The following is a 20,167-nucleotide window of genomic DNA, read 5'->3' as shown; positions in this document are numbered from 1 at the left end:
ATCTTTAACGAATCTCTCAAAATTCAGCGAAGAAAGCATGCGCGAAACCGATTTTATCGGGCAGAATAAAGAAAAGTGGGTCGAATTCGAACGAGTTCTCCATAGTGATCAGAAAGATGCTGAAAAGCTAAGTCGTCTATTCGTTGAAACGACGGATGACCTCAGTTATTCTCGTACCTACTATCCGAATCGCTCTGTACGTGTTTATCTCAATGGCGTAGCGCAACAGATTTATCAAAAGATCTATCGCAATCGCAAGCGAGACCGTGGTGCTTTCAAACGCTTCTGGTATGAAACACTTCCAGATGCTATGTGGTTCGCGCGAAGAGAGCTCCTCATTTCCTTCTTGATTTTTGTACTAGGGGTAACCATCGGAATGGTCTCAAGCTCCTACGCTCCAGAATTCGTTGAAATTATCTTGGGTGAGTACTACGTTGACATGACGGAAGCCAACATTGAAAAAGGCGACCCCATGGCCGTCTATAAAGGCGATTCGCAGCTTCAAATGTTCTTGCGAATAGCGTGGAACAACATCAATGTCGGGTTCCTCTGCTTCATCATGGGGATCTTCTTTGAAGCGGGAACGATATTCATCATTCTTAGCAACGCCGTCATGGTAGGCGCCTTTGTCTGGTTCTTTGTCCAACGAGATTTATTCTGGGAATCATTCTACGCTATCATGCTGCACGGTACGCTGGAGCTAAGTATGATTGTTTTAGCTGGCGCCGCCGGCTTAGTACTTGGTAAAGGACTTGTCTTCCCTGGCAGCTACACCCGACTTCAAGCCTTCCTTCTTTCGGCACGACATGGAATTCGCATCATGATTGGTGTGTCATTCTTTCTATTGATCGCCGCATTTATTGAAGGGTATGCCACACGCCATACAGATGCACCAAACGTCATTCGAGGAGCGGTGATCCTTTTGTCTTTGGCTATTGTCGTGGGATACTTTGTTTGGTATCCACGTCGCAGATACAAAGAGGGTAAGGTCAACAAACACGTAGAAACCGAAACCATGAATGAGCGCCAGGAAGAGATGAACTTCCGGGTGATTAAGAATTCTGGTAGCATCATCAATGAAACTTGGCGGGTGTATATGAGCAAACTGGGGGCACAAGCAGGCATTGCCTTCTTAGCATCAGCAGCGTTCACCGTCTTCCTCTTCTGGATGCTCGGAGAAGAGTACTTAGACTTCTTTGATCGCCGTCTTTTCGACGGAGGATCCTTCCTTGATATTTTCGATGGTTTCTGGTTCTGGGATGAAGCAAACAACTTCTTCAATTATGGAGACTTCCCATTGCTTTACCCGGTAGGTGCAGCGCTGTTTAGCCTCATTCTATGGTGGCCTCAACGTGTTTTTAGTGGAACCACTGGTCTTCCAAAACACCGCAGCAATGGATTCTTCACCTTGACCCTTTTCAATAGCATTACCGCTGCATTCATTCTGTTGCTCCCCTTCTTAATGCATGGCAACGATCTCGAATTGCTGTCTGTCATCGTTTGCATTTTCTGGTGGCCTTTCTGGCTATTTGTGCTCGCCACAGCCTACGCGAAGAAGAAGTTCATCTTAGCTTCCATTGGAGACAGTTTTAAGCTTTTGAAAGGCACCTTTGGCCGCTTGCTTTCGGTGTTCTTCTTACAAGGCCTCGTAGGATCAGCTGTGATGGGTATTGTGAGCGCACCGCTTTTCTATCTCGTCTTCCAAATTATTGGGGTGAACTTCGCAGCGAGCTTACCGTGGGCTGATCAATTGATTTACATCTTGCACACCTTCCTCATGATCTTCGCCTTGTGCATGATGATGCCTGTGATGTTGCATGCCATGATGATCCTTCACTATTCCAATCGAGAGATCAACACAGCCGATGAGCTGAGAGATAGAATCTCAAAGATCTCATTTAAGAAACGCGCTTATGGATTGGAAAAAGAGGCTTAGTCTACTGTTTCTTTTTCTTGCACTAGCGTGCGGAATAGCTCATTCTCAAGATGAAGGGGATGTCGTAACCGAAAGCACCACTAACAGTGGGAAGTTGGAAGAGGCGACATGGGAAGAGGTGGTCAAAGACCTCAACTACGGTAAGCGCAAAAAGAAGGACGAGAAAGAAGAAGAAGAGGAGCCACAAGAACCTGAAGGACAAGAGTCCGAGGAAGACGACGACGATTGGGAATTCGACTTCGATCAGCAATTTGTTGGTTCGGTCATCCTCGCCGTGGTGATTCTGTTGTTGTGTGTATTGATCATTTACCTCATCATGAAGCACGTCAAAGAGAAAGACGTCAAAGTGGAAGGTAGTATTGATCAGGTATTCTCTTTGGATGAAGTAGAAGAAAACCTTCCTGAATCCGACCTTGAGCGCTACCTACGATTAGCGTTAGAGTCTGACGACTACCGCGCCGCCGTTCGAATTTACTACCTCATGTGCATTCAGCAAATGAGCGAATTGAACATCATTGAATGGGAGAAAGAGAAGACGAACTACGACTATCTCTTAGAAATTAGCGCAAGTGAGTACTATTACGATTTCTCACAACTCACCCTCGCCTTTGAGATCATTTGGTACGGAGACGCCGAGGTAACTAAAGACACCTTCGAGCAGCTTGCTCCTTCATTCCAACGTTTCATTCAAAAGATCAAGAATGGCCAATAAGGGAGGAACAAATAACTTGATCTTGATCATCGGCGGACTCGTGGTGGTGGTAGGTATATTCTATCTACTTTTCTTCACCTCTAAAGTCTACAACTGGTCAGAAAGCTATGACTACGAAGAAGAACTGCCTTATGGGTCATATGTCTTCCGCGAAGTAGTTGAAGGCAGTCATCCGAATACAGAGTTCATTGAAGTGGCGGATACCGTTTACCTCAACGTAAACACAGACAGCCTGCCAGAGAACTCTAACTATTTCTTGATTGGACGTGAGCTTTACTTAGATAGCGCGGAGACAGCATTCCTTCTTGACTTCGTAGAACGGGGTAATCAGGCTTTTGTCATCAGCAACTCATTCTCTGACCGACTGTTAGACACGTTGATTTCATTCCCATCAGAGTATGACTTCGACTTCTTCTCTGAAACGGAGGAGTTGCAGCCAATTACATTACAAGCAGAGACCGACACCAGCATTGCGATGGACCTCTGTGCTCCAGCTTTGTGGGATGACATACCAACCACGAGTATTCTAGACTCTACAGTGGAGTGTAAGTTCGTCCGTTCACATGTTCCTCAGAACAAGAATTGGATCTACTTCCCTTATGGGATCACCGCGAAAGAAGATCGTCCGATTGAAGTTGTTGGATACTACAACGATGGGTTCGTGAATTACATCCGCATTAAATACGGCACAGGTTATTTCTACCTCCATTCGAACCCTTTGGCCTTTACGAACTATCAACTACTTAAGAGAGAAGGCTTCCGATATGTCTCTGAAGCCTGTCGATACATGGGAGATGGTGCCATCTTGTGGGATGAACACAACCGTTATTACCAATACACCCCTTATCAAGGAGGTGGTGGTGGTGGAAGTTCCTATGACCACAAGGAAGGACCATTGAACTTCATCCTCTCGGAACGTGGACTGCGTTGGGCTTGGTTCACACTGATCGCCTTGGGTGTGTTGTACATGATCTTTGGAGCACGAAGAAAACAACGCGCAATTCCAGTGCTTCACGCACCGGAGAATACTTCGATTGACTTCGCCGAAACCATTGGAACGATGTTCCGCATGGAAAATGATCACGGCAAACTAGTGCGCCTAAAAATGCGTTTGTTCCGTGCCCATGTGCGTGAACGCTACCTGCTGAAGACAGCAGTTGAAACAAAAGAAGAAGAAAATTTACTCATAGAACGATTAAGCGAGAAGACGGATATTCCTATCGGGGAGATCCAAGCTATCTTTAATCGCTACCATGAACTATTGACAACGGAAGACGTGGAGAGCAAGGATCTAATTACGTTCCACCAAATGCTTGAACGTTTCTACCAAAATGCACGATAAGATGGAAGAAAAGAACGAAGACATGCCATCAACTCCTTCACCAGAAAATAACGATCAGGGAGCTGAAAACCAGCCTAGTTCTGATCAAGTGAACGAAGGAGCTTCGCCAACAGGGGCAAATGAGACCACCCCTCCTCCTCTACCCGAAGATGCCGCTCCTGCTGTTCCGGCTGCTCCAGCTGCTCCCCTCGAAGGAGTACCGAGTGTTGAGCACGTGGATGTGAGTCCGGTTGCCAACGCTGCCATGAAGATTCGACAGGAAATCAGCAAACTCGTTGTGGGTCAAACCGAAATGATCGAGTTGCTATTGGCAGGAGTGCTTACAGGCGGTCACGTCTTATTAGAAGGTTACCCTGGAATTGCAAAAACGCTGACTGCAAAAATGCTCGCGCGTTCGATCTCATCTGAGTTCAGTCGTATTCAGTTTACTCCTGACTTGATGCCGACAGATGTCACCGGTACTTCTGTATTCAACATGAAGGAGAGTACGTTTAGCTTCCGAAAAGGACCGATTTTCTCGAACATCATCTTGATTGACGAGATCAACCGTGCACCTGCAAAGACACAAGCTTCCTTAATGGAGGTGATGGAAGAAAAGCAGATTACCTACGACGGTACCACCTATGAACTGGGCTTTCCGTTCTTCGTGATTGCTACCCAAAACCCAATCGAGCAAGAAGGAACCTACCAGCTTCCAGAGGCTCAGCTTGACCGTTTTGTCTTCCGAATCCGTGTTCCTTACCCTGTGTTGGCAGAGGAGCAGCAAATTTTGCGTCGTTTCAAACAAGACTTTGCGAGCAAGCAACAGGAAACGGTAAACCCTGTCATCAGTATCGACGAACTGAAAAAAGCACGTGAAGTGATTGAGGCAGTGTATATCAAAGATGAGCTCATCGACTACATCGCAGCGGTAGTAAACAACACCCGTAACAACGGAGACCTCTTCCTAGGAGCTTCTCCTCGTGCGAGTTTGGCTATCCTTCGCACCTCGAAGGCCATCGCCGCTATGCGCGGACGATCTTTCGTGACTCCTGATGATATTCGCCACGTGAGTTACCCTGTGCTTAATCACCGTGTGATTCTATCTCACGAACGTGAAATGGAAGGAACGACTGTGGAAGAAGTGATCAAAGACATCCTCACAACTATCGAAGTTCCGCGCTAGCGAAATGGCAAAACCAAACCGCATCATAGCAATCTTCAAAGCCATTCACTTTCGTGGACGGTTCTTCATTGCCCTCGGTGGATGTATCTCCATTCTTGCGGCGAGCTTTGGTATTCCATTGCTCTTCCCGTTGGGTCAATCGATGCTGGTCATTTTGGCGGTTCTTACCCTTGCAGAACTGATCATTCTATTCAGCGGACGGTACGCGGTAAAGGTGGTTCGAAAGACGCCTAAACTCCTTTCTATGGGCGATGACAACCCGATTCGATTGGAGATTACTAATGTCTCGCCTGTTCGTTTAGAAATGAACGTCTTTGATGAGCTTCCGGTGCAATTGCAGCGTCGCGACTTTGAATTCACTTTTTGGTGCAGTCCGAAAGAAGAAAAGAAAACGCTCTACCACGTCAACCCCAAAACACGCGGTGAGTACTTCTGGGGACGGACGAACATTCATGTCTCTTCTATTTTGGGATTGGTGAGTCGTCATTACCGTGTGCCTAACGGCGAAATGGTACCGGCCTTCCCATCGATTATTCAAATGAAGAAATATGAATTGCTGGCCTTTGCCAAGATCAGCAACTTCGAAGGGATCAAGAAGATTCGAAGACTGGGTCACAGTTATGAATTTGAACAGATCAAAGCCTACGTGCAGGGTGATGATATTCGTTCAATCAACTGGAAGGCGACAAGTCGACGAAACACCTTGATGGTGAATCAATATGAGGACGAGCGTTCACAGCAGATGTACACGATCATTGACAAGAGTCGTGCGATGCATATGCCGTTCAATGAACTGAGCTTGCTTGATTATGCCATCAATACCTCCTTGGTGATCGCGAACATTGCTTTGAAGAAACACGACCGTGCTGGGCTCATCACCTTCTCTGACAAAATTGGCTCTACCATTCCCGCGGAGCGGAGTCAAACGCAGATTAAAAAGATTCTGAACGCTCTGTACAGCGAGAAAGCCCATGTGCGTGAAGCGAATTACGACCTCTTGTACCGTTCGGTGAAGAATGTAATTCGCAGTCGTAGCCTGATCTTTTTCTACACGAATTTCGAATCAGCCTACGCGATGGAGCGTGCCTTACCTGTGTTGAAGCGTATCAACCACACTCATTTGTTGGTGGTAATGATCTTCGAGAACACGGAATTGATTGATTACAGCCGAAAAGATGCGGAATACATGACCGACATCTACACTCAAACGATAGCCGACAAATTGGTGCTTGAAAAGAAGCATATGGTCATGAAGCTGAGGAAGTACGGTATCCAAACCATCCTTTCTCGTCCAGAAGACCTAAGCATCAATACAGTCAATAAATACCTTGAATTGAAGGCCAAAGGATTGATCTAACTGTGGAATGGCTTTTGCCACTTACCACATAATGTAGACAGCTGCCTTTAATATTTATACTTTTGCGCCGATGGAATTCTCTGCCCGTCAAATAGCCGACATTCTCGGAGGAACTGTGGAAGGCTCCGAGACCACTTCAGTAAACCGCCTTTCGAAGATCGAAGAAGGCGAACCAGGAACGCTTACTTTCTTGGCTAATCTGAAGTATGCATCGTACATCTATAATACGGGTGCAAGTGTTGCTATCGTCAACAATGACTTTGTTGCTGAAGAAGCGCTACCGGCTACCTTGACTTTGATTCGCGTAGAAGACGCCTACGGCGCCTTCGCCAAACTTCTCGATTTCTACAACAGCTACCGTCACCAAAAGAGCGGACAAGAACCCACCTCTTTTAAGGATGATTCTGCAGACGTGGCGGATGACGTATACCTAGGTCATCATGTGGTGGTTAGCGCCAACGCCAAAGTAGGCAGCGGCAGCAAAGTGTATTCGGGAGCCTACATTGGTGAGCGAGCGAAGATTGGAGAAGGATGCATCATCCACCCAGGAGTGCGTATTCTTGATGACTGTGTCATTGGAAACAACTGCACACTTCACGCCGGTGCGGTGATCGGTAGTGATGGATTTGGATTCGCTCCTGATGCAGAGAATAACTATCAAAAAGTGGCTCAAATCGGAAATGTGATCATCGAAGATCACGTAGAGATTGGAGCAAACACGACAGTTGACCGAGCAACACTCGGTTCTACGATCATTCGTAAAGGAGTAAAACTCGACAACCTCATTCAGATCGCGCACAACGTAGAGATTGGCGAGAACACGGTGATTGCCGCACAAACGGGTATCGCTGGTTCTACACGCATCGGAAAGAACTGCATGATCGGTGGGCAAGTGGGTATCGTAGGACACATTCGCATTGCGGATGGAGTGAAGATTGCAGCTCAGTCAGGATTGAGCGCCTCTGTGCTGAATGAAGGAGAGATCGTTCAAGGATCTCCGGCCCTCGGCATTCGCGCTTTCAAGATGTCGTACATTGGATTCAAGAATTTACCGAAAATCGACCGTCGCTTGAGTGATCTCGAGAAGAAGGTTGACGGGATAACTGACAACAATACCAGCGCAGAATGAGTGACAAGCAGCGCACGCTCAAAGAAGCCGTTTCATTCCAAGGCATCGGACTCCACACAGGAGAGAAGGCCACGCTAACGGTTCTTCCAGCACCAGAAAACCACGGTTACAAATTTCAACGTGTAGACCTTGAAGGTCAACCCATCATCAACGCCGATCCTGACCTAGTAGTAGGAACGCAACGTGGAACTACCCTTGAACAGAATGGAGCTCGTGTATACACTACTGAACACATCCTTTCAGCCATTTACGGTTGTGGAATCGACAATGCATTGATTCAGATTGATGCGCCAGAGATCCCTATCATGGATGGAAGCGCGTGGCTCTTTGTAGAACGCTTTGAAGAAGTAGGCTACACGGAACAAGATGCAGACCGCCAGTACTTGACATTGACGGAGAACATCTACTTCGAAGAAACTGAGAAGAACGTTGAGATGTTGGCTGTTCCTACGAACGGAGGCGAATTCCGATTGACTGTAATGGTGGATTACAACTCTCCAGTACTTGGAACACAGCACGCGAGCATGTACCATTTGGGAGAGTTTATCCCAGAGATTAGCCGTTCGCGCACCTTCGTTTTCCTCAAAGAGATCAAGCAACTCGCTGCAGCAGGATTGATCAAAGGTGGAGACCTTGACAATGCGATCGTTCTTGTAGAGCGTAAATACTCTGAAGAAGAGTTGAAAGAGATTGCTCAGCTTGTTGGCAAAGAAGAGCTGGATGTGAAGGTAGATAGCATCGGTGTGTTGAACACTATCAAACTGCACTACGAAAACGAACCAGCACGACATAAACTCCTTGACATTGTTGGTGACCTTGCCTTGGTAGGTAAGTTCATTCAAGGACATATTCTAGCAGCCCGTCCGGGTCATGCTGGAAACGTAGAATTCGCGAAGGTCTTGAAAGGCCTCACGAAGCCAAAGAAAAAAGAAGTGAGCTTCGATCTTTCGAAAGCGCCACTATACGATATCAATCAGATCACGAAAATCCTTCCACACCGCTACCCGTTCTTGTTGGTAGACAAGGTGATGGAGATGGATGAATCGTCGATCGTTGGGGTGAAAAATGTGACCTTGAACGAACCGTTCTTCCAAGGGCACTTCCCTGACAACCCTGTTTTCCCTGGAGTACTTCAGGTGGAAGCTATGGCACAGGTTGGAGGAATCTTCGCGCTGTCTACAGTGCCTGATCCTGAAAACTACTCAACTTACTTCCTGAAGATTGACAAAGTGAAATTCAAGCAGAAGGTTCTGCCTGGAGATACATTGGTTTTCCTCTTGAAGTTGGAGTCTCCGATCCGTCGTGGTCTCGTGCATATGTCTGGTAAGGCTTATGTCAATGGCAAGGTGGTATCAGAAGCCGAAATGATGGCACAGATTGTCAAGGAAAAGAACCTCGAACCTGCACACGCATGATCTCAAATCTTGCTTCCGTTCACCCAGATGCGAAGGTCGCAGACAACGTAGAGATTGGTCCGTTCACGACCATCTACGGAGATGTTGAGATCGGCGAAGGAACCTGGATTGGTCCTAACGTGACTATCATGGATGGTGCCCGTATCGGAAAGAACTGTAAGATCTTCCCTGGCGCGGTCATTTCAGCCATCCCTCAAGACCTCAAGTTTGACGGTGAAAACTCTACAGCTGAGATTGGAGACCACACGACCATCCGTGAATGTGTGACTATCAACCGTGGCACCAAGGATCGTATGACAACGAAAGTTGGAGATCACTGTTTGTTGATGGCCTACGTGCACATCGCACATGATGTATTGGTAGGAAACCACTGCATTCTAGCCAACACAGCGAACATCGCTGGACACGTGGTGATTGGTGATTGGGTGATTATCGAGGGGGTTGTTGCAGTACAGCAATTCGTACACATTGGCAAACACTCGTTCATTGCAGGTGGATCATTGGTTCGCAAGAACGTTCCTCCGTTCATTAAGGCCGCTCGTGAGCCGCTAACATACGCAGGTGTCAATACGATTGGCTTGCGTCGAAGAGGCTACGCTGACAATGTGATTTCACAGATTGAAGACGTGTACCGCACCTTGTACGTACACAACAGTAATATCAGCCAGGCAATGAAGGTTGCTGATCTTGAATTACCTGATTTCGCTGAGAAGAAAGACATTCTTTCATTCATTGAAGATTCGACCAAAGGAATCATTCGCGGGCCAGTATAGCCAATGCAAGTACAACTCCATGATCTAGGACGTCGCTTTGGACGCGAGTGGATCTTCCGTCATATTGAACAGGAGATTCCTAGCGGTAGTCATGTCTTAATCATTGGTCACAATGGCTCGGGGAAATCAACACTCCTTCAGGCCATTTCTGGATTCTTATCTCCTACCGAAGGGCACGTTTTCTATTCTGCCGAAGGCGAAAAGATTGAAGAAATTGCCCATCACACATCCATGGCTACGCCTTACCTCGATGTGTTTCAAGATTTGACCTTAGAAGAGGCCATTGATTTCCACTGCAGATTTAGAAATCTGCGGAATGGAATGTCTCAAGAGGAGCTCGTCGAAGTGTGTCGTTTTGGTAAAGACCGAAAAAAAAGCGTCAAGAATTTCTCTTCAGGAATGCGCCAACGACTGCGTTTAGGGCTTGCGATTTACACAGATAGCTCCCTCCTCTTTCTTGATGAACCTAGTTCGAACTTAGACAAGGAAAACATTGAATGGTACCGTCAACAGCTGGCTTCACAGGCAGAAGGGCGAACCATATTCATCAGCAGCAATTCACAGAAGGAAGAATACCTACAGGCAGACATTACCCTTGATGTCGTCCAATTCCGACCTGCCTAAGAAACAACTGACGTTATTCTACGTCGGCTGATTACAAACCTCCGCACGGCATGCGAGTATCTATGCAGTAGATAATTAACTCGCAACCGTATGTTTTTCACTATTAACAAAAACACGCTTAAGGCAACATTTGCCACCCTTATGGGGTTCATGCTAGCTGCGCCATTGTTTGCCGCAGCAAATAGCCAAGGCTGTCTCGTTGTTCAAGACAACGATGTTCAGCAAGTATTAATGGAATCAGGTAAAGTAGGACAGACCTTCGTTCCTTGTGAAAGTGGTACTCTAGAGTATGTAACGCTTTCAGTGGAAAGTACAAGCCAGTCTACTTTTACATCTCATTTGACCATCCGTCAACATGGTGAGGTGATCGCAAGCCAACAATTTGTAGTTCCTGCGCACGGGCAAGGGGCTAAAGTAAAAGCTTGGATGGCTCAGCCACCACAGATCATGTCAGGTGAGCAATATGATATTGAACTTGAAGTTCCAGACGGACATTCATTCTTCGTTTACTACTCTCCTGTAAACGCCTACGAATCAGGTCGAATGACCGTGAATGGACTTCAAACGATGGGAGATCTCGCTTTTGAAGCTGGGATTCGTCTTCGTAATCAACGTCCGATGTTCCAGATCCAAAACCGCAACAGCGCCGGTTGTGATCCTCAACAGACGGTTGCTGAACAGGCGATTCAAGCGAACCAAATGCTCGCACAGACTTTCCGACTATGTGAACGTTCTGAATTGACAGGACTAATGATTCAGTACCGTTCTTCAGAACAAACTTCTGGTGCTATAGAAGTCTACAAGTCAGGTGCTCTAGACAACGGACCACTAGCTGTATGGCAATTCGACGCTCCTGCAGCTCAGCAGATGACTCCGCTCTTTGTTTCAGCCGATGAGCCATTGACACTTGATCCGGGAATTACGTTTGAGATTCACTTTGTGAATGGCTCTCCAGAGTCATTTCCTGAGACATTCCAACTGTACTACTGTGAAAGCAATCCATACGCTCAAGGAGAGATGTTGACACAATTGAATGACAACAGCCTTGACTTGACCTTTGCTTTCGAAGTAACAGAAGAAGAGGAGGAGGAAGAAGTGATCATGAATATGTTCACACAGCACCCTGATCACGAGTGTACTGTATCTCAGCCATACTGGGATTTCACACACACGTTCACAGGACCAACTCAGATCGAAATCGAACTTCCGATTTGTGATGATGGAAAGATGGAAGCAGTTTACCTACCAGGTCATATTTCGGCTGGTGGAGAGGTAGCCTTTACATTGAAGAGTGACCGTGGGAAGATCCTTCGCACCGGAAACTTAGCCGATGCATCGCAGTTCCCAGGAACACTTGAAGCTACCTTAGAAGATGCTCCGGTGTTATTCTACTTCGGATACACATTGATCCTGGACATTCCAGAAGGAACCATTTTCCAAATGAATGCTTCTACAAATGAATCACATGGTGGCTTGACGAATCTGATCGATGGTAGCAGCTCACAAACAGAGCTCTGCTATGTGACGGCAATGCGACCATACACCTATGATTTCGACGAAGCTGAAGAAGGTCGAAACGACATCAGCTTGAATGTATACCCTAACCCATTCCAATTGCAATTCACATTGAATATCGAAGGTCTGGAAGGGCGCACAGCGGTAGTTACCCTGTACAACTTCCAAGGTACCGAAGTGTACTCGACGTTTGTTGAAAGCCAGCGCGGCCAATCAACCAACATTGAGGTGGTACCTGAATCTATGCTTACGCGTGGATACTACACACTACGAGTAGAGTATGACGACCAAGTTATTCTTGAAACAATCGTGAAACAGTAAACCCTCAATACGTTCCCTAAATCTCGAATGGAGCCGGCCGCAAGGTCGGCTCTTTTCATTGGTGCTCGTCTCTCAGCAGATCGTTCACCGTTTTCACAGGAGCGAATGTCGCCAGTGGAACTTCAACAAAAAGCGTGAGCCACCCCGCCATGCCTCCATTCCAAAGACCAGGATGCTCGAGTGCTCTGATCTCTCTCCCTTCAATCGATTTGTGTGTGATAAACGATTGATTGTGATCAACAAAACGGTCGAGATCATAGTTCTGACCGTCTAAGTTCTTGATGTTGCAAACAATGTCTACCGGATTGAAGTGGCTTGCCGTTGACATGATCTCGCGTTGCTCGGAATTGTTTAAGTCTATTTGAGAAGCCTCTACGATCTGGGCGCTAAGTCTCCCCATGCTTTCTGTCCAGTACGGACCACCACCAGGTTCTCCTTGATTTCGAACCATCCCAGCAACCCGGATTGGCCTGTCTAGAAGAGCCACTAATTCATCCATAGATCCAAAACTCACCTCATCAAGCGCGAAATACTTATTGTAAAAAGAATGTGCTTCATGCGCTGCCGTTCGGTCTCCCTCTTTGAGCGCACGAAGGAGTTCATCTCTTCGCTCCACCAACATCAACAAAGTTCCCGCGAGTACCTTTTTCCATTTGTATGTTGTTCCCTTTTGCGCATCTGGAACTACGTTATCAATGTTCTTGATAAACACTACGTCTGTATCAATCATTGCCAAATTCTTGATCAACGATCCATGCCCTCCCGGGCGGAATAAAAGGCGTCCGTCAGCGAGGTGAACTAACTCGTTCTGTTCGTCTAAAGCCACTGTATCTGTGTTCTCGAACTGTTCTGAGTACGAGACGTGCAGTTTTTGCTCTTTGGAAAGGTTCTGGGCGTGATTTAGGATTTGCTCTCTTGAATGGGCCGATAACGCCTTTGTGACTGTGAAATGTACCTCTCCACCTTGCTGACTAATGCCATAGCCGAGAGATTCATGCAAATGCTCAATGAAGGCGTTTCTCGCCCCGTCTGGGTAACTGTGGAAAGGGATCGCTCCTTTGGGAAGCCCTCCGAAGTTCAAACCGTCTTCTGAAAGCAAGAAATCGATCACTTGAAGCTGCCACGACTCTGTTGACTCTGGTTTTCCGCAAGACTCTTCGATTTCGGGATAGAACGGGAAGCGCTCGATTTCTGAGAAGAACTGCTGACACAATGTAGAATCAAGCTGTTTAGAAAATAAGTGCTTAAACATGCGTGATGCCGCACCCGAAGCGGGCACGAATTTCGTGAGCTTCAACCTGTTTTTCGCCTCGTTAAAGACGCCAATCGCAAGCTCTACCTCTTCATCTTGCAAGACGGTGATTCCCTGCCCTGGAGTACAGGCCGCTTCCACGCTAGTGAAAAGAGTACCTGAACGCAAAAGCTGCACTTGACGAAGAATCTCTTCCTCGTTGATCTGCTTCTCGTTTAAAAGGGCTTGATTATCTGCAGACAGATTCATCTGGGAAATAGCTTTTCCCAAAAATATAAATGCCATCCGATGAGGGATGGCATTTCGTCAATGTCTTATTAACTTTTATCAAGAGCTTAACACTTTCTCTAATTGGTCTTGAACCACATCACATTCGGTTCGTACCTGACCTACCAAATCCGGTAGTCCTTCGAGATTGCGGTGTTCTTTCGAGAACTGCTCGATATCTAGAATATTCTTTTCCATGGATTTCAGTCCGAGCATAGATACGCTTGACTTGGCTTTGTGAGCCAATGGATGCAAACCGAGTAGATCATTACGATCTACACAATCTTCCATTTCCTTGATATACTCAGGAACTTGCTCGAGGAATAACTTGATGATATTGTTTATCATGTCCTTATTCCCTTGAAAGACCTGATTCAGGTAGCTCAAATCAAAGAGCTGCTCAGGGTGCTGTGTATTCATCGTTAGTTAGGTTAGATATCGCGTTATACTTTTAAATCACACTTTGGGTTACATAAATTCTTACGGCTAGATTAAACTGTTGTTAGTCAGTCAACTTTGACAAAAGTTGTAGGGGTTTTCCTACTTAGTTTGAGAAATAAGTCAGTGGGCGATCCTTTGGAACGAGTTGATGGAAGAAGTCAGCGAGACAACTTCGATTCAAATTCGCTTCTACAATCTGGCAATGCATCATGTATTTCAGTCTGCGTGTTCCGTGATCTTGAAGCGACATCAGGCGGTAATTTTCGCCCAGATACACTCCCAATACGTCTTGGCAGTTCATGAACATGATAATGGCAGCAGGAGCCTCCTCCTCTTCAGAGAAAAACCCAAGTGCTTGGTTCGTACGGTGCTCTACGTGGATCGCTCCGAGTGCCTCGAGCCAGTCGAGAACACGGAACACTTTATCTCCATCCTGCAGGTGATCATTCAATAATAAGACCTGCGTTCCTTCGATTCTTTCCATACCCACCTTTTACCGGCGTTTCCGTGCGAGGTTCGTCGGTGGGTGTCTGTACAGAGGTGTCGGTCAATTCTGATGGAGGTGACGGATTGCCACCTTTCTAAGCAAGAAATGAAGAGGGTCTTCACTGTTTTTATACCTTAGAGGCACCATCCTTAAGGCATGAAGAAGGTACTTGTGACAGGAGGTGCAGGATTCATTGGCTCACACACTGCCGTTGAACTTGAAAACGCCTCATACACCCCGGTGATCATTGACAATTTCTCGAACTCAGATCGTTCTGTGATCGATCGTCTTGGAGAAATCATGAACACCACCCCGACATTAATCGAAGGCGATTGTTCTGATGAAACACTGTTACACCGTGTCTTCGAAGAACACGGTCCGTTTGATGGTGTCATTCATTTCGCGGCCTACAAAGCCGTTGGGGAATCTGTTCGTAATCCACTGAAGTACTACAAGAATAATTTGCGTTCAACCGAAGTGCTCATGCAATGCATGATAGAGCATGGATGCAAAAACCTCGTCTTCTCTTCAAGCTGCACAGTTTACGGACAACCAGACGCGTTGCCGGTTACAGAAACCACTCCATTCCAACCTGCTAACTCACCATATGGGTACACCAAACAGGTGTGTGAACGCATGATTAACGAGGTGGTTGCAGCGAATGAAGGACAGTTTTCATCCATCCTGCTCCGCTACTTCAACCCAATTGGAGCCCACCCGAGTGGACTCATCGGAGAACTTCCTTTGGGCAGACCTGAAAACCTCATCCCTTACATCACGCAAACCGCGGCCGGATGGCGAGATGAACTCGTTGTGTTCGGAGACGATTATGACACGGCAGATGGTACCTGCGTGCGTGACTTCATTCACGTTGTAGACCTCGCAAAAGCACACGTTGCAGCGCTGACTTACATGGAATCACATGACCTGACGACCGAGGCAGTAAACCTTGGAACAGGTGATGGAGTTACCGTGAAACAAGTCATTGACACCTTCGAAGAAGCCACTGGCGTGAAATTCAACTGGCGCATGGGTGACCGACGTCCAGGTGATGTCGAAAAGATCTATGCGAGTTCGGCGAAAGCCAATGACATGCTCAACTGGAAAACGGAAAAGTCGCTCAAAGACGCACTTGTGGATGCCTGGAATTGGCAACAAAAACTGCCGAAACCATGAGGCTAACCACCTTCATCATCTGCTTGCTCGCTCCGATGATCATCTTCGGTCAAACGGAACGCAAGAAAGGCCCCATTGAGATCATCAATCCACCCGTATCACAAGATCGATTCATCTTTGAACTGCACAACGACATGTTCCTGGAAATTCCCGGCAACATGGATATTCGACCTTGGTCGCCTGGAGTAAACGCACATATCATGTATGATTACCCTCTAGGTAAATCAGTCATGAGCTTTGCGTGGGGATACGGATTTAGCAGCTTCAACTTACACACAAACGGCGAGTTTGAGCGTGATGGCTTGAGTCCGGATGAATTCGTACGCTTCTACCCTTTCCCGGAGAACTACGAATACAAGAAGAATAAAGTATCTGCCAACTTCCTCGAAATTCCTATCGAGTTCCGACTTCGAACGCGCGGTGATCGTCCATTCAAAATGTCTGTTGGAGGTAAAGTTGGCTACCTCGTGAATATCCACACGAAAACGCGCGACGATGACGGCAAACGAAAGTTCTATCAGGTTCCAGAAATCAATCGCTGGCGTTATGGTGTGGTAGGACGTATCGGAATAGGACGTTGGAGCTTATTTAGCTTCTACAGCGTCAGCACCTTTTTGCTTCCAGACAAGGGTGTTGAATTGAATCCTTTGACGATCGGGCTTTCTATCGCTTTGATCTAGACAAACACACGGTAGTACAAGAAGGCGAAGTGGATCAAGAATCCCACTGAAAAACCGAGATACACTTGTGGATGTGTATGCACTCCCATGCGTATGCGCGCCCATCCGAGTACACCGGCACAGATCAACAGGGCAGCCACTACCCATCCAATTCCGAGTAGGTGAAGCACGTTCAGTCCGGCAAGCACACCACAAAGACCTCCAATGGCCATGAGGTGCATACTGATCTTTGTTTGTGAATTGATGAGAAGTCCTGAAACCAAGGAAATCAGCAACGAAAAGAAGATGATAAAGATGTCTATCGGGACGATATCAGCGTTGAAACGCAGTAAAATGTATGACAAGACATAGTAGAAGAGAAACAGAAGAAAAGGCGCTAAACGCTCTCCTCTGTTTCGGATATCTAGATCACTAATGATCCCTTTTCGTTTCATCACGAGGATCGACAATCCAGGAGCAATTGTATTGATCAATACAATCAGCAACAAGAACTTAAACATCTCGGGATGCAGTCCAATAAATGGATCTAGGAAGTAAGCCAACACCAACGTGAATAAAGGCATCCACAGCGGATGCAGCACGTAGGAGATAATATTGGCTGTTTTCAAGTCTATAGTTGTTTGCGAAGGCGTGCTACAGGGATGTTAAGTTGTTCCCGGTATTTCGCTACGGTACGACGCGCAATATTATATCCTTTTTCCTTCAAAAGCTTCGCGAGCTTATCATCAGTCAAAGGTTTTTTCTTGTCTTCTGCGTCAATCGCCTCTTGAAGAATCTTTTTCACCTCTCGTGTCGATACTTCCTCTCCACTGTCTTTTGCAATCGATTCAGAGAAGAACGACTTCAACAGGAAGGTTCCGTACGGACATTGAACGTATTTGCTATTCGCTACACGAGAAACCGTAGAAATGTCCATGTGGACCACCTCTGCGATGTCTTTTAGGATCATCGGCTTCAGCTTCGTCTCATCTCCTGTCAAGAAGTATTCTTCCTGGAAGGTCAAGATGGCTTGCATCACCACCGTCAGCGTCTGCTGGCGTTGACGAATCGCATCAATGAACCATTTCGCAGAATCGATCTTTTGCTTTACAAACATGACCGCATCCTTCTGCTTCTTATCGCTTTTTGTAGCCGCCTGATAAGACTGAAGCATGTCGCGGTATTGTGGTGAAATACGTAGCTCCGGAGCGTTGCGCTGGTTGAGCTGTAGCTTCAACTCATCGTCTTCCACTGAAACCAAAAAGTCAGGTACGATATGCTGCACAGCTCGCGCACTCTGCTTTGAAGAGTTTCCGGGCTTCGGGTTAAGTCTAACGATTTCCGCGATAGCGTCTTTCAAGACATCTTCATCAATATCAAAAGCCTTGATGATCTTATTGTAGTGCTTCTTAGTGAACTCTTCAAAGTGTTCTTCCAAGATGCGAATACCGATCTCTACGTCGTATGAATCACCGCGTTTGCGTCGCAGCTGGATCAACAAACACTCTTGCAGATCACGCGCTCCTACACCCGGAGGATCTAGTTCGTGAATTGACTTTAAGACGGCCTCAAGCTCTTCTTCCGTTACCTGAATATTCTGAGAGAAAGCCATGTCATTGACGATCGAACGAAGCTCACGACGTAAGTATCCTGAGTCGTCGATGTTTCCGATGAGATTTTCCGCAATCACGCGTTGATCCTCATCGAGACTGAGCAAGCTGAGCTGAGAACGGAGGTTATCATGGAAGGTGCGACCACTGCCCAATGGCATGTTTTTTTCATCTTCCTCTCCTCGACCACCGGTTGAGTATTTGTAGTCAGGCGTATCATCGTCGAGGTAGTCAGACATATCAAAGTCTTCCTGCGCTTCCGAACGTTCGTCGCCGTAATCTTCTTCGTAGCTATCCTCTACAACGTCTTCTCGTCCCTCGTCCAAGGCAGGATTCGCTTCCAATTCTTCTTTGATGCGTTGCTCAAGTTCTACAGTAGGCACCTGAAGCAGCTTCATCAACTGGATCTGCTGAGGAGAGAGTTTTTGTAAGAGTTTCTGTTGTAGGGTTTGCTTTAGCATATACTAATCTACCAAATGGTCTAAAATTCTGCATTCATTGGCGTTCGTGGGAATGGAATTACATCGCGGATGTTAGTCATTCCTGTAACGAACATGATCAAACGTTCAAATCCTAGGCCAAAACCTGCGTGTTTTGCTGATCCGAACTTTCGAAGGTCAAGGTACCACCAAACGTGCTCTTCTGGAATATCAAATTCCTTGCACTTCTCCATCAGGATATCAAGGCGTTCTTCACGTTGGCTACCTCCGATGATCTCACCAATTCCTGGAACCAGGATATCCATTGCTGCAACTGTCTTCCCATCGTCGTTTTGACGCATGTAGAAAGCTTTAATGCTCGCAGGATAATCGGTAATAATCACCGGTTTTTTGAAGTGCTTCTCTACAAGGAAACGTTCGTGTTCACTTTGTAGATCGATTCCCCACTCCACAGGGAATTTAAATTTCTTCTTCTTGAACGGCTTCGAGTTACGAAGGATATCAATCGCTTCAGTGTACGTGATGCGTTCGAAGTTATTCTCGGCTACAAATTTCAAGCGCTCGATCAATGAAAGCTCATTGCGCTCATTTTGTGGCTTCGACTTTTCATCGTTGCGTTCCTTTTGATCAAGGAACTCCAGATCGTCAGCATAGTTATCCAGTGCATACTTCACTACATACTGCATGAAGTCTTCCGCGAGGTCCATGTTATCGACGATATCTGCAAAAGCCACCTCTGGTTCAATCATCCAGAACTCAGCAAGGTGACGTGAAGTATTCGAATTCTCAGCTCGGAAGGTAGGTCCGAATGTGTACACTTTTCCAAGTGCCATCGCCGCCAGTTCGGCTTCCAACTGACCACTCACCGTAAGGTTGGCTTCTTTCCCAAAGAAGTCTTGCTTGACATCGATTTTCCCGTCTTCCGTTTTTGGAACATCGTTCAAATCCAAGGTGGTAACACGGAACATCTCCCCTGCACCTTCGGCATCAGACCCTGTGATGATCGGCGTATGCACATTGTAGAATCCGTTTTCATGGAAATACTTGTGCACTGCATAGGTCATACCATGGCGAATGCGGAAAACAGCAGAGAAAGTGCTCGTTCTAAAACGAAGGTGCGCCTTTTCACGAAGGAATTCCATCGTGTGGCGCTTCATTTGAATCGGGAATTCCTCAGGATCTGCATCACCGTGAATTTCCAATTCTGTCACCTTCACCTCAGTCGTCTGACCTTTCCCTTGAGAGGCTACAAGTTCACCTTTGGCGCTAATAGCTGCACCTGTTGTAAGGCGCTTACGCACATCGTCTGAAAAGTGCTCACGATCAATCACCAACTGAAGGTTCTTGATCGTTGAACCATCGTTCAAAGCGATAAAGGTGTCGTTTCTGAAAGTACGTATCCAGCCACAGACAACAATCTCTTGTCCAATGCGGCTCTCATCTAACAATTCTACAATTGGATCGTGCTTCACGATACTGGGATTTAAGTTTCGAAGCGCAAAGATGCGATAATCCCCAATGAGTTGTCAATGATGGAATAAGAAAA

18 protein-coding genes are annotated in these 20,167 nt (G+C 46.6%); 12 read left to right on the top strand and 6 right to left on the bottom strand.

Annotated elements, in window-relative coordinates; all coding sequences use genetic code 11:
- Positions 1-37 precede the first annotated feature (37 nt).
- From RA156_RS00885 to RA156_RS00840, 10 genes are all read left to right on the top strand, one after another.
- Positions 38-1,936: a stage II sporulation protein M gene (locus RA156_RS00885; RefSeq protein WP_306642032.1), complete on the top strand. Its 1,899-nt coding sequence runs from the start codon at positions 38-40 to the stop codon at positions 1,934-1,936.
- Positions 1,914-2,648 (top strand): hypothetical protein, encoded by a 735-nt coding sequence (locus RA156_RS00880; RefSeq protein ID WP_306642030.1) that lies wholly within the window; start codon positions 1,914-1,916, stop codon positions 2,646-2,648. Before RA156_RS00885 ends, RA156_RS00880 begins: the two co-directional genes overlap by 23 nt.
- A complete protein-coding gene (locus RA156_RS00875; protein ID WP_306642028.1) occupies positions 2,638-3,990 on the top strand; it encodes a DUF4350 domain-containing protein in 1,353 nt (450 codons plus the stop codon). The genes RA156_RS00880 and RA156_RS00875 overlap by 11 nt, the downstream gene beginning before the upstream one ends.
- Positions 3,980-5,155, top strand: a complete 1,176-nt coding sequence (locus RA156_RS00870) for an AAA family ATPase (protein ID WP_306642026.1) — start codon at positions 3,980-3,982, stop codon at positions 5,153-5,155. Before RA156_RS00875 ends, RA156_RS00870 begins: the two co-directional genes overlap by 11 nt.
- A gap of 4 nt (positions 5,156-5,159) precedes the next feature.
- Positions 5,160-6,512: a DUF58 domain-containing protein gene (locus tag RA156_RS00865; RefSeq protein ID WP_306642024.1), complete on the top strand. Its 1,353-nt coding sequence runs from the start codon at positions 5,160-5,162 to the stop codon at positions 6,510-6,512.
- Between the two features lie 70 nt (positions 6,513-6,582).
- A complete protein-coding gene (gene lpxD / locus RA156_RS00860) occupies positions 6,583-7,641 on the top strand; it encodes a UDP-3-O-(3-hydroxymyristoyl)glucosamine N-acyltransferase (protein WP_306642023.1) in 1,059 nt (352 codons plus the stop codon).
- Positions 7,638-9,056: a bifunctional UDP-3-O-[3-hydroxymyristoyl] N-acetylglucosamine deacetylase/3-hydroxyacyl-ACP dehydratase gene (locus RA156_RS00855; protein WP_306642022.1), complete on the top strand. Its 1,419-nt coding sequence runs from the start codon at positions 7,638-7,640 to the stop codon at positions 9,054-9,056. The genes lpxD and RA156_RS00855 overlap by 4 nt, the downstream gene beginning before the upstream one ends.
- The gene (gene lpxA, locus RA156_RS00850) at positions 9,053-9,829 is read left to right on the top strand and encodes an acyl-ACP--UDP-N-acetylglucosamine O-acyltransferase (RefSeq protein WP_306642021.1); all 777 of its coding nucleotides are present in this window, start codon (positions 9,053-9,055) and stop codon (positions 9,827-9,829) included. Before RA156_RS00855 ends, lpxA begins: the two co-directional genes overlap by 4 nt.
- A 3-nt stretch (positions 9,830-9,832) precedes the next feature.
- Positions 9,833-10,453, top strand: coding sequence for an ABC transporter ATP-binding protein (locus tag RA156_RS00845; RefSeq protein WP_306642019.1), 621 nt, complete (start codon positions 9,833-9,835; stop codon positions 10,451-10,453).
- Between the two features lie 141 nt (positions 10,454-10,594).
- Entirely contained in the window at positions 10,595-12,289 is a 1,695-nt protein-coding gene (locus tag RA156_RS00840; RefSeq protein ID WP_306642017.1) for a T9SS type A sorting domain-containing protein, read from the top strand.
- A 55-nt stretch (positions 12,290-12,344) separates the two neighbouring features.
- Here RA156_RS00840 and RA156_RS00835 read toward each other — a convergent pair whose 3' ends face one another.
- The 3 genes from RA156_RS00835 to RA156_RS00825 all read right to left on the bottom strand — a co-directional run bounded on the left by RA156_RS00835 (position 12,345) and on the right by RA156_RS00825 (position 14,733).
- A complete protein-coding gene (locus tag RA156_RS00835) occupies positions 12,345-13,790 on the bottom strand; it encodes a DUF4301 family protein (protein ID WP_306642015.1) in 1,446 nt (481 codons plus the stop codon).
- Between the two features lie 78 nt (positions 13,791-13,868).
- A complete protein-coding gene (locus RA156_RS00830; protein WP_306642013.1) occupies positions 13,869-14,228 on the bottom strand; it encodes an Hpt domain-containing protein in 360 nt (119 codons plus the stop codon).
- A 124-nt stretch (positions 14,229-14,352) separates the two neighbouring features.
- Entirely contained in the window at positions 14,353-14,733 is a 381-nt protein-coding gene (locus tag RA156_RS00825) for a hypothetical protein (protein ID WP_306642012.1), read from the bottom strand.
- 159 nt (positions 14,734-14,892) lie between these two features.
- Here RA156_RS00825 and galE point away from each other — a divergent pair, with 159 nt between their 5' ends.
- Both galE and RA156_RS00815 read left to right on the top strand, forming a co-directional pair.
- A complete protein-coding gene (gene galE, locus RA156_RS00820) occupies positions 14,893-15,912 on the top strand; it encodes a UDP-glucose 4-epimerase GalE (protein WP_306642010.1) in 1,020 nt (339 codons plus the stop codon).
- Positions 15,909-16,592, top strand: coding sequence for a porin family protein (locus RA156_RS00815; RefSeq protein WP_306642008.1), 684 nt, complete (start codon positions 15,909-15,911; stop codon positions 16,590-16,592). The genes galE and RA156_RS00815 overlap by 4 nt, the downstream gene beginning before the upstream one ends.
- On the opposite strand, the gene RA156_RS00810 is transcribed toward RA156_RS00815, so the two are convergent.
- The 3 genes from RA156_RS00810 to asnS are packed head-to-tail and all read right to left on the bottom strand — an operon-like array spanning position 16,589 to position 20,093.
- Complete coding sequence (locus tag RA156_RS00810; protein WP_306642006.1) at positions 16,589-17,200, bottom strand: hypothetical protein; 612 nt, start codon at positions 17,198-17,200, stop codon at positions 16,589-16,591. The two genes, RA156_RS00815 and RA156_RS00810, sit on opposite strands and share 4 nt — an antisense overlap.
- 2 nt (positions 17,201-17,202) lie before the next feature.
- On the bottom strand, positions 17,203-18,642 hold the full coding sequence (gene rpoN / locus RA156_RS00805; RefSeq protein WP_306642004.1) for an RNA polymerase factor sigma-54: 1,440 nt from the start codon (positions 18,640-18,642) through the stop codon (positions 17,203-17,205).
- Positions 18,643-18,662: 20 nt separating this feature from the next.
- Positions 18,663-20,093 (bottom strand): asparagine--tRNA ligase, encoded by a 1,431-nt coding sequence (gene asnS, locus RA156_RS00800; RefSeq protein ID WP_306642002.1) that lies wholly within the window; start codon positions 20,091-20,093, stop codon positions 18,663-18,665.
- Positions 20,094-20,167 lie beyond the last annotated feature (74 nt).

The organism is Sanyastnella coralliicola, from assembly GCF_030845195.1.
Classification (GTDB): Bacteria; Bacteroidota; Bacteroidia; order Flavobacteriales_D; family Sanyastnellaceae; genus Sanyastnella; species Sanyastnella coralliicola.
This window is presented reverse-complemented; position numbering and strand designations above follow the sequence as displayed.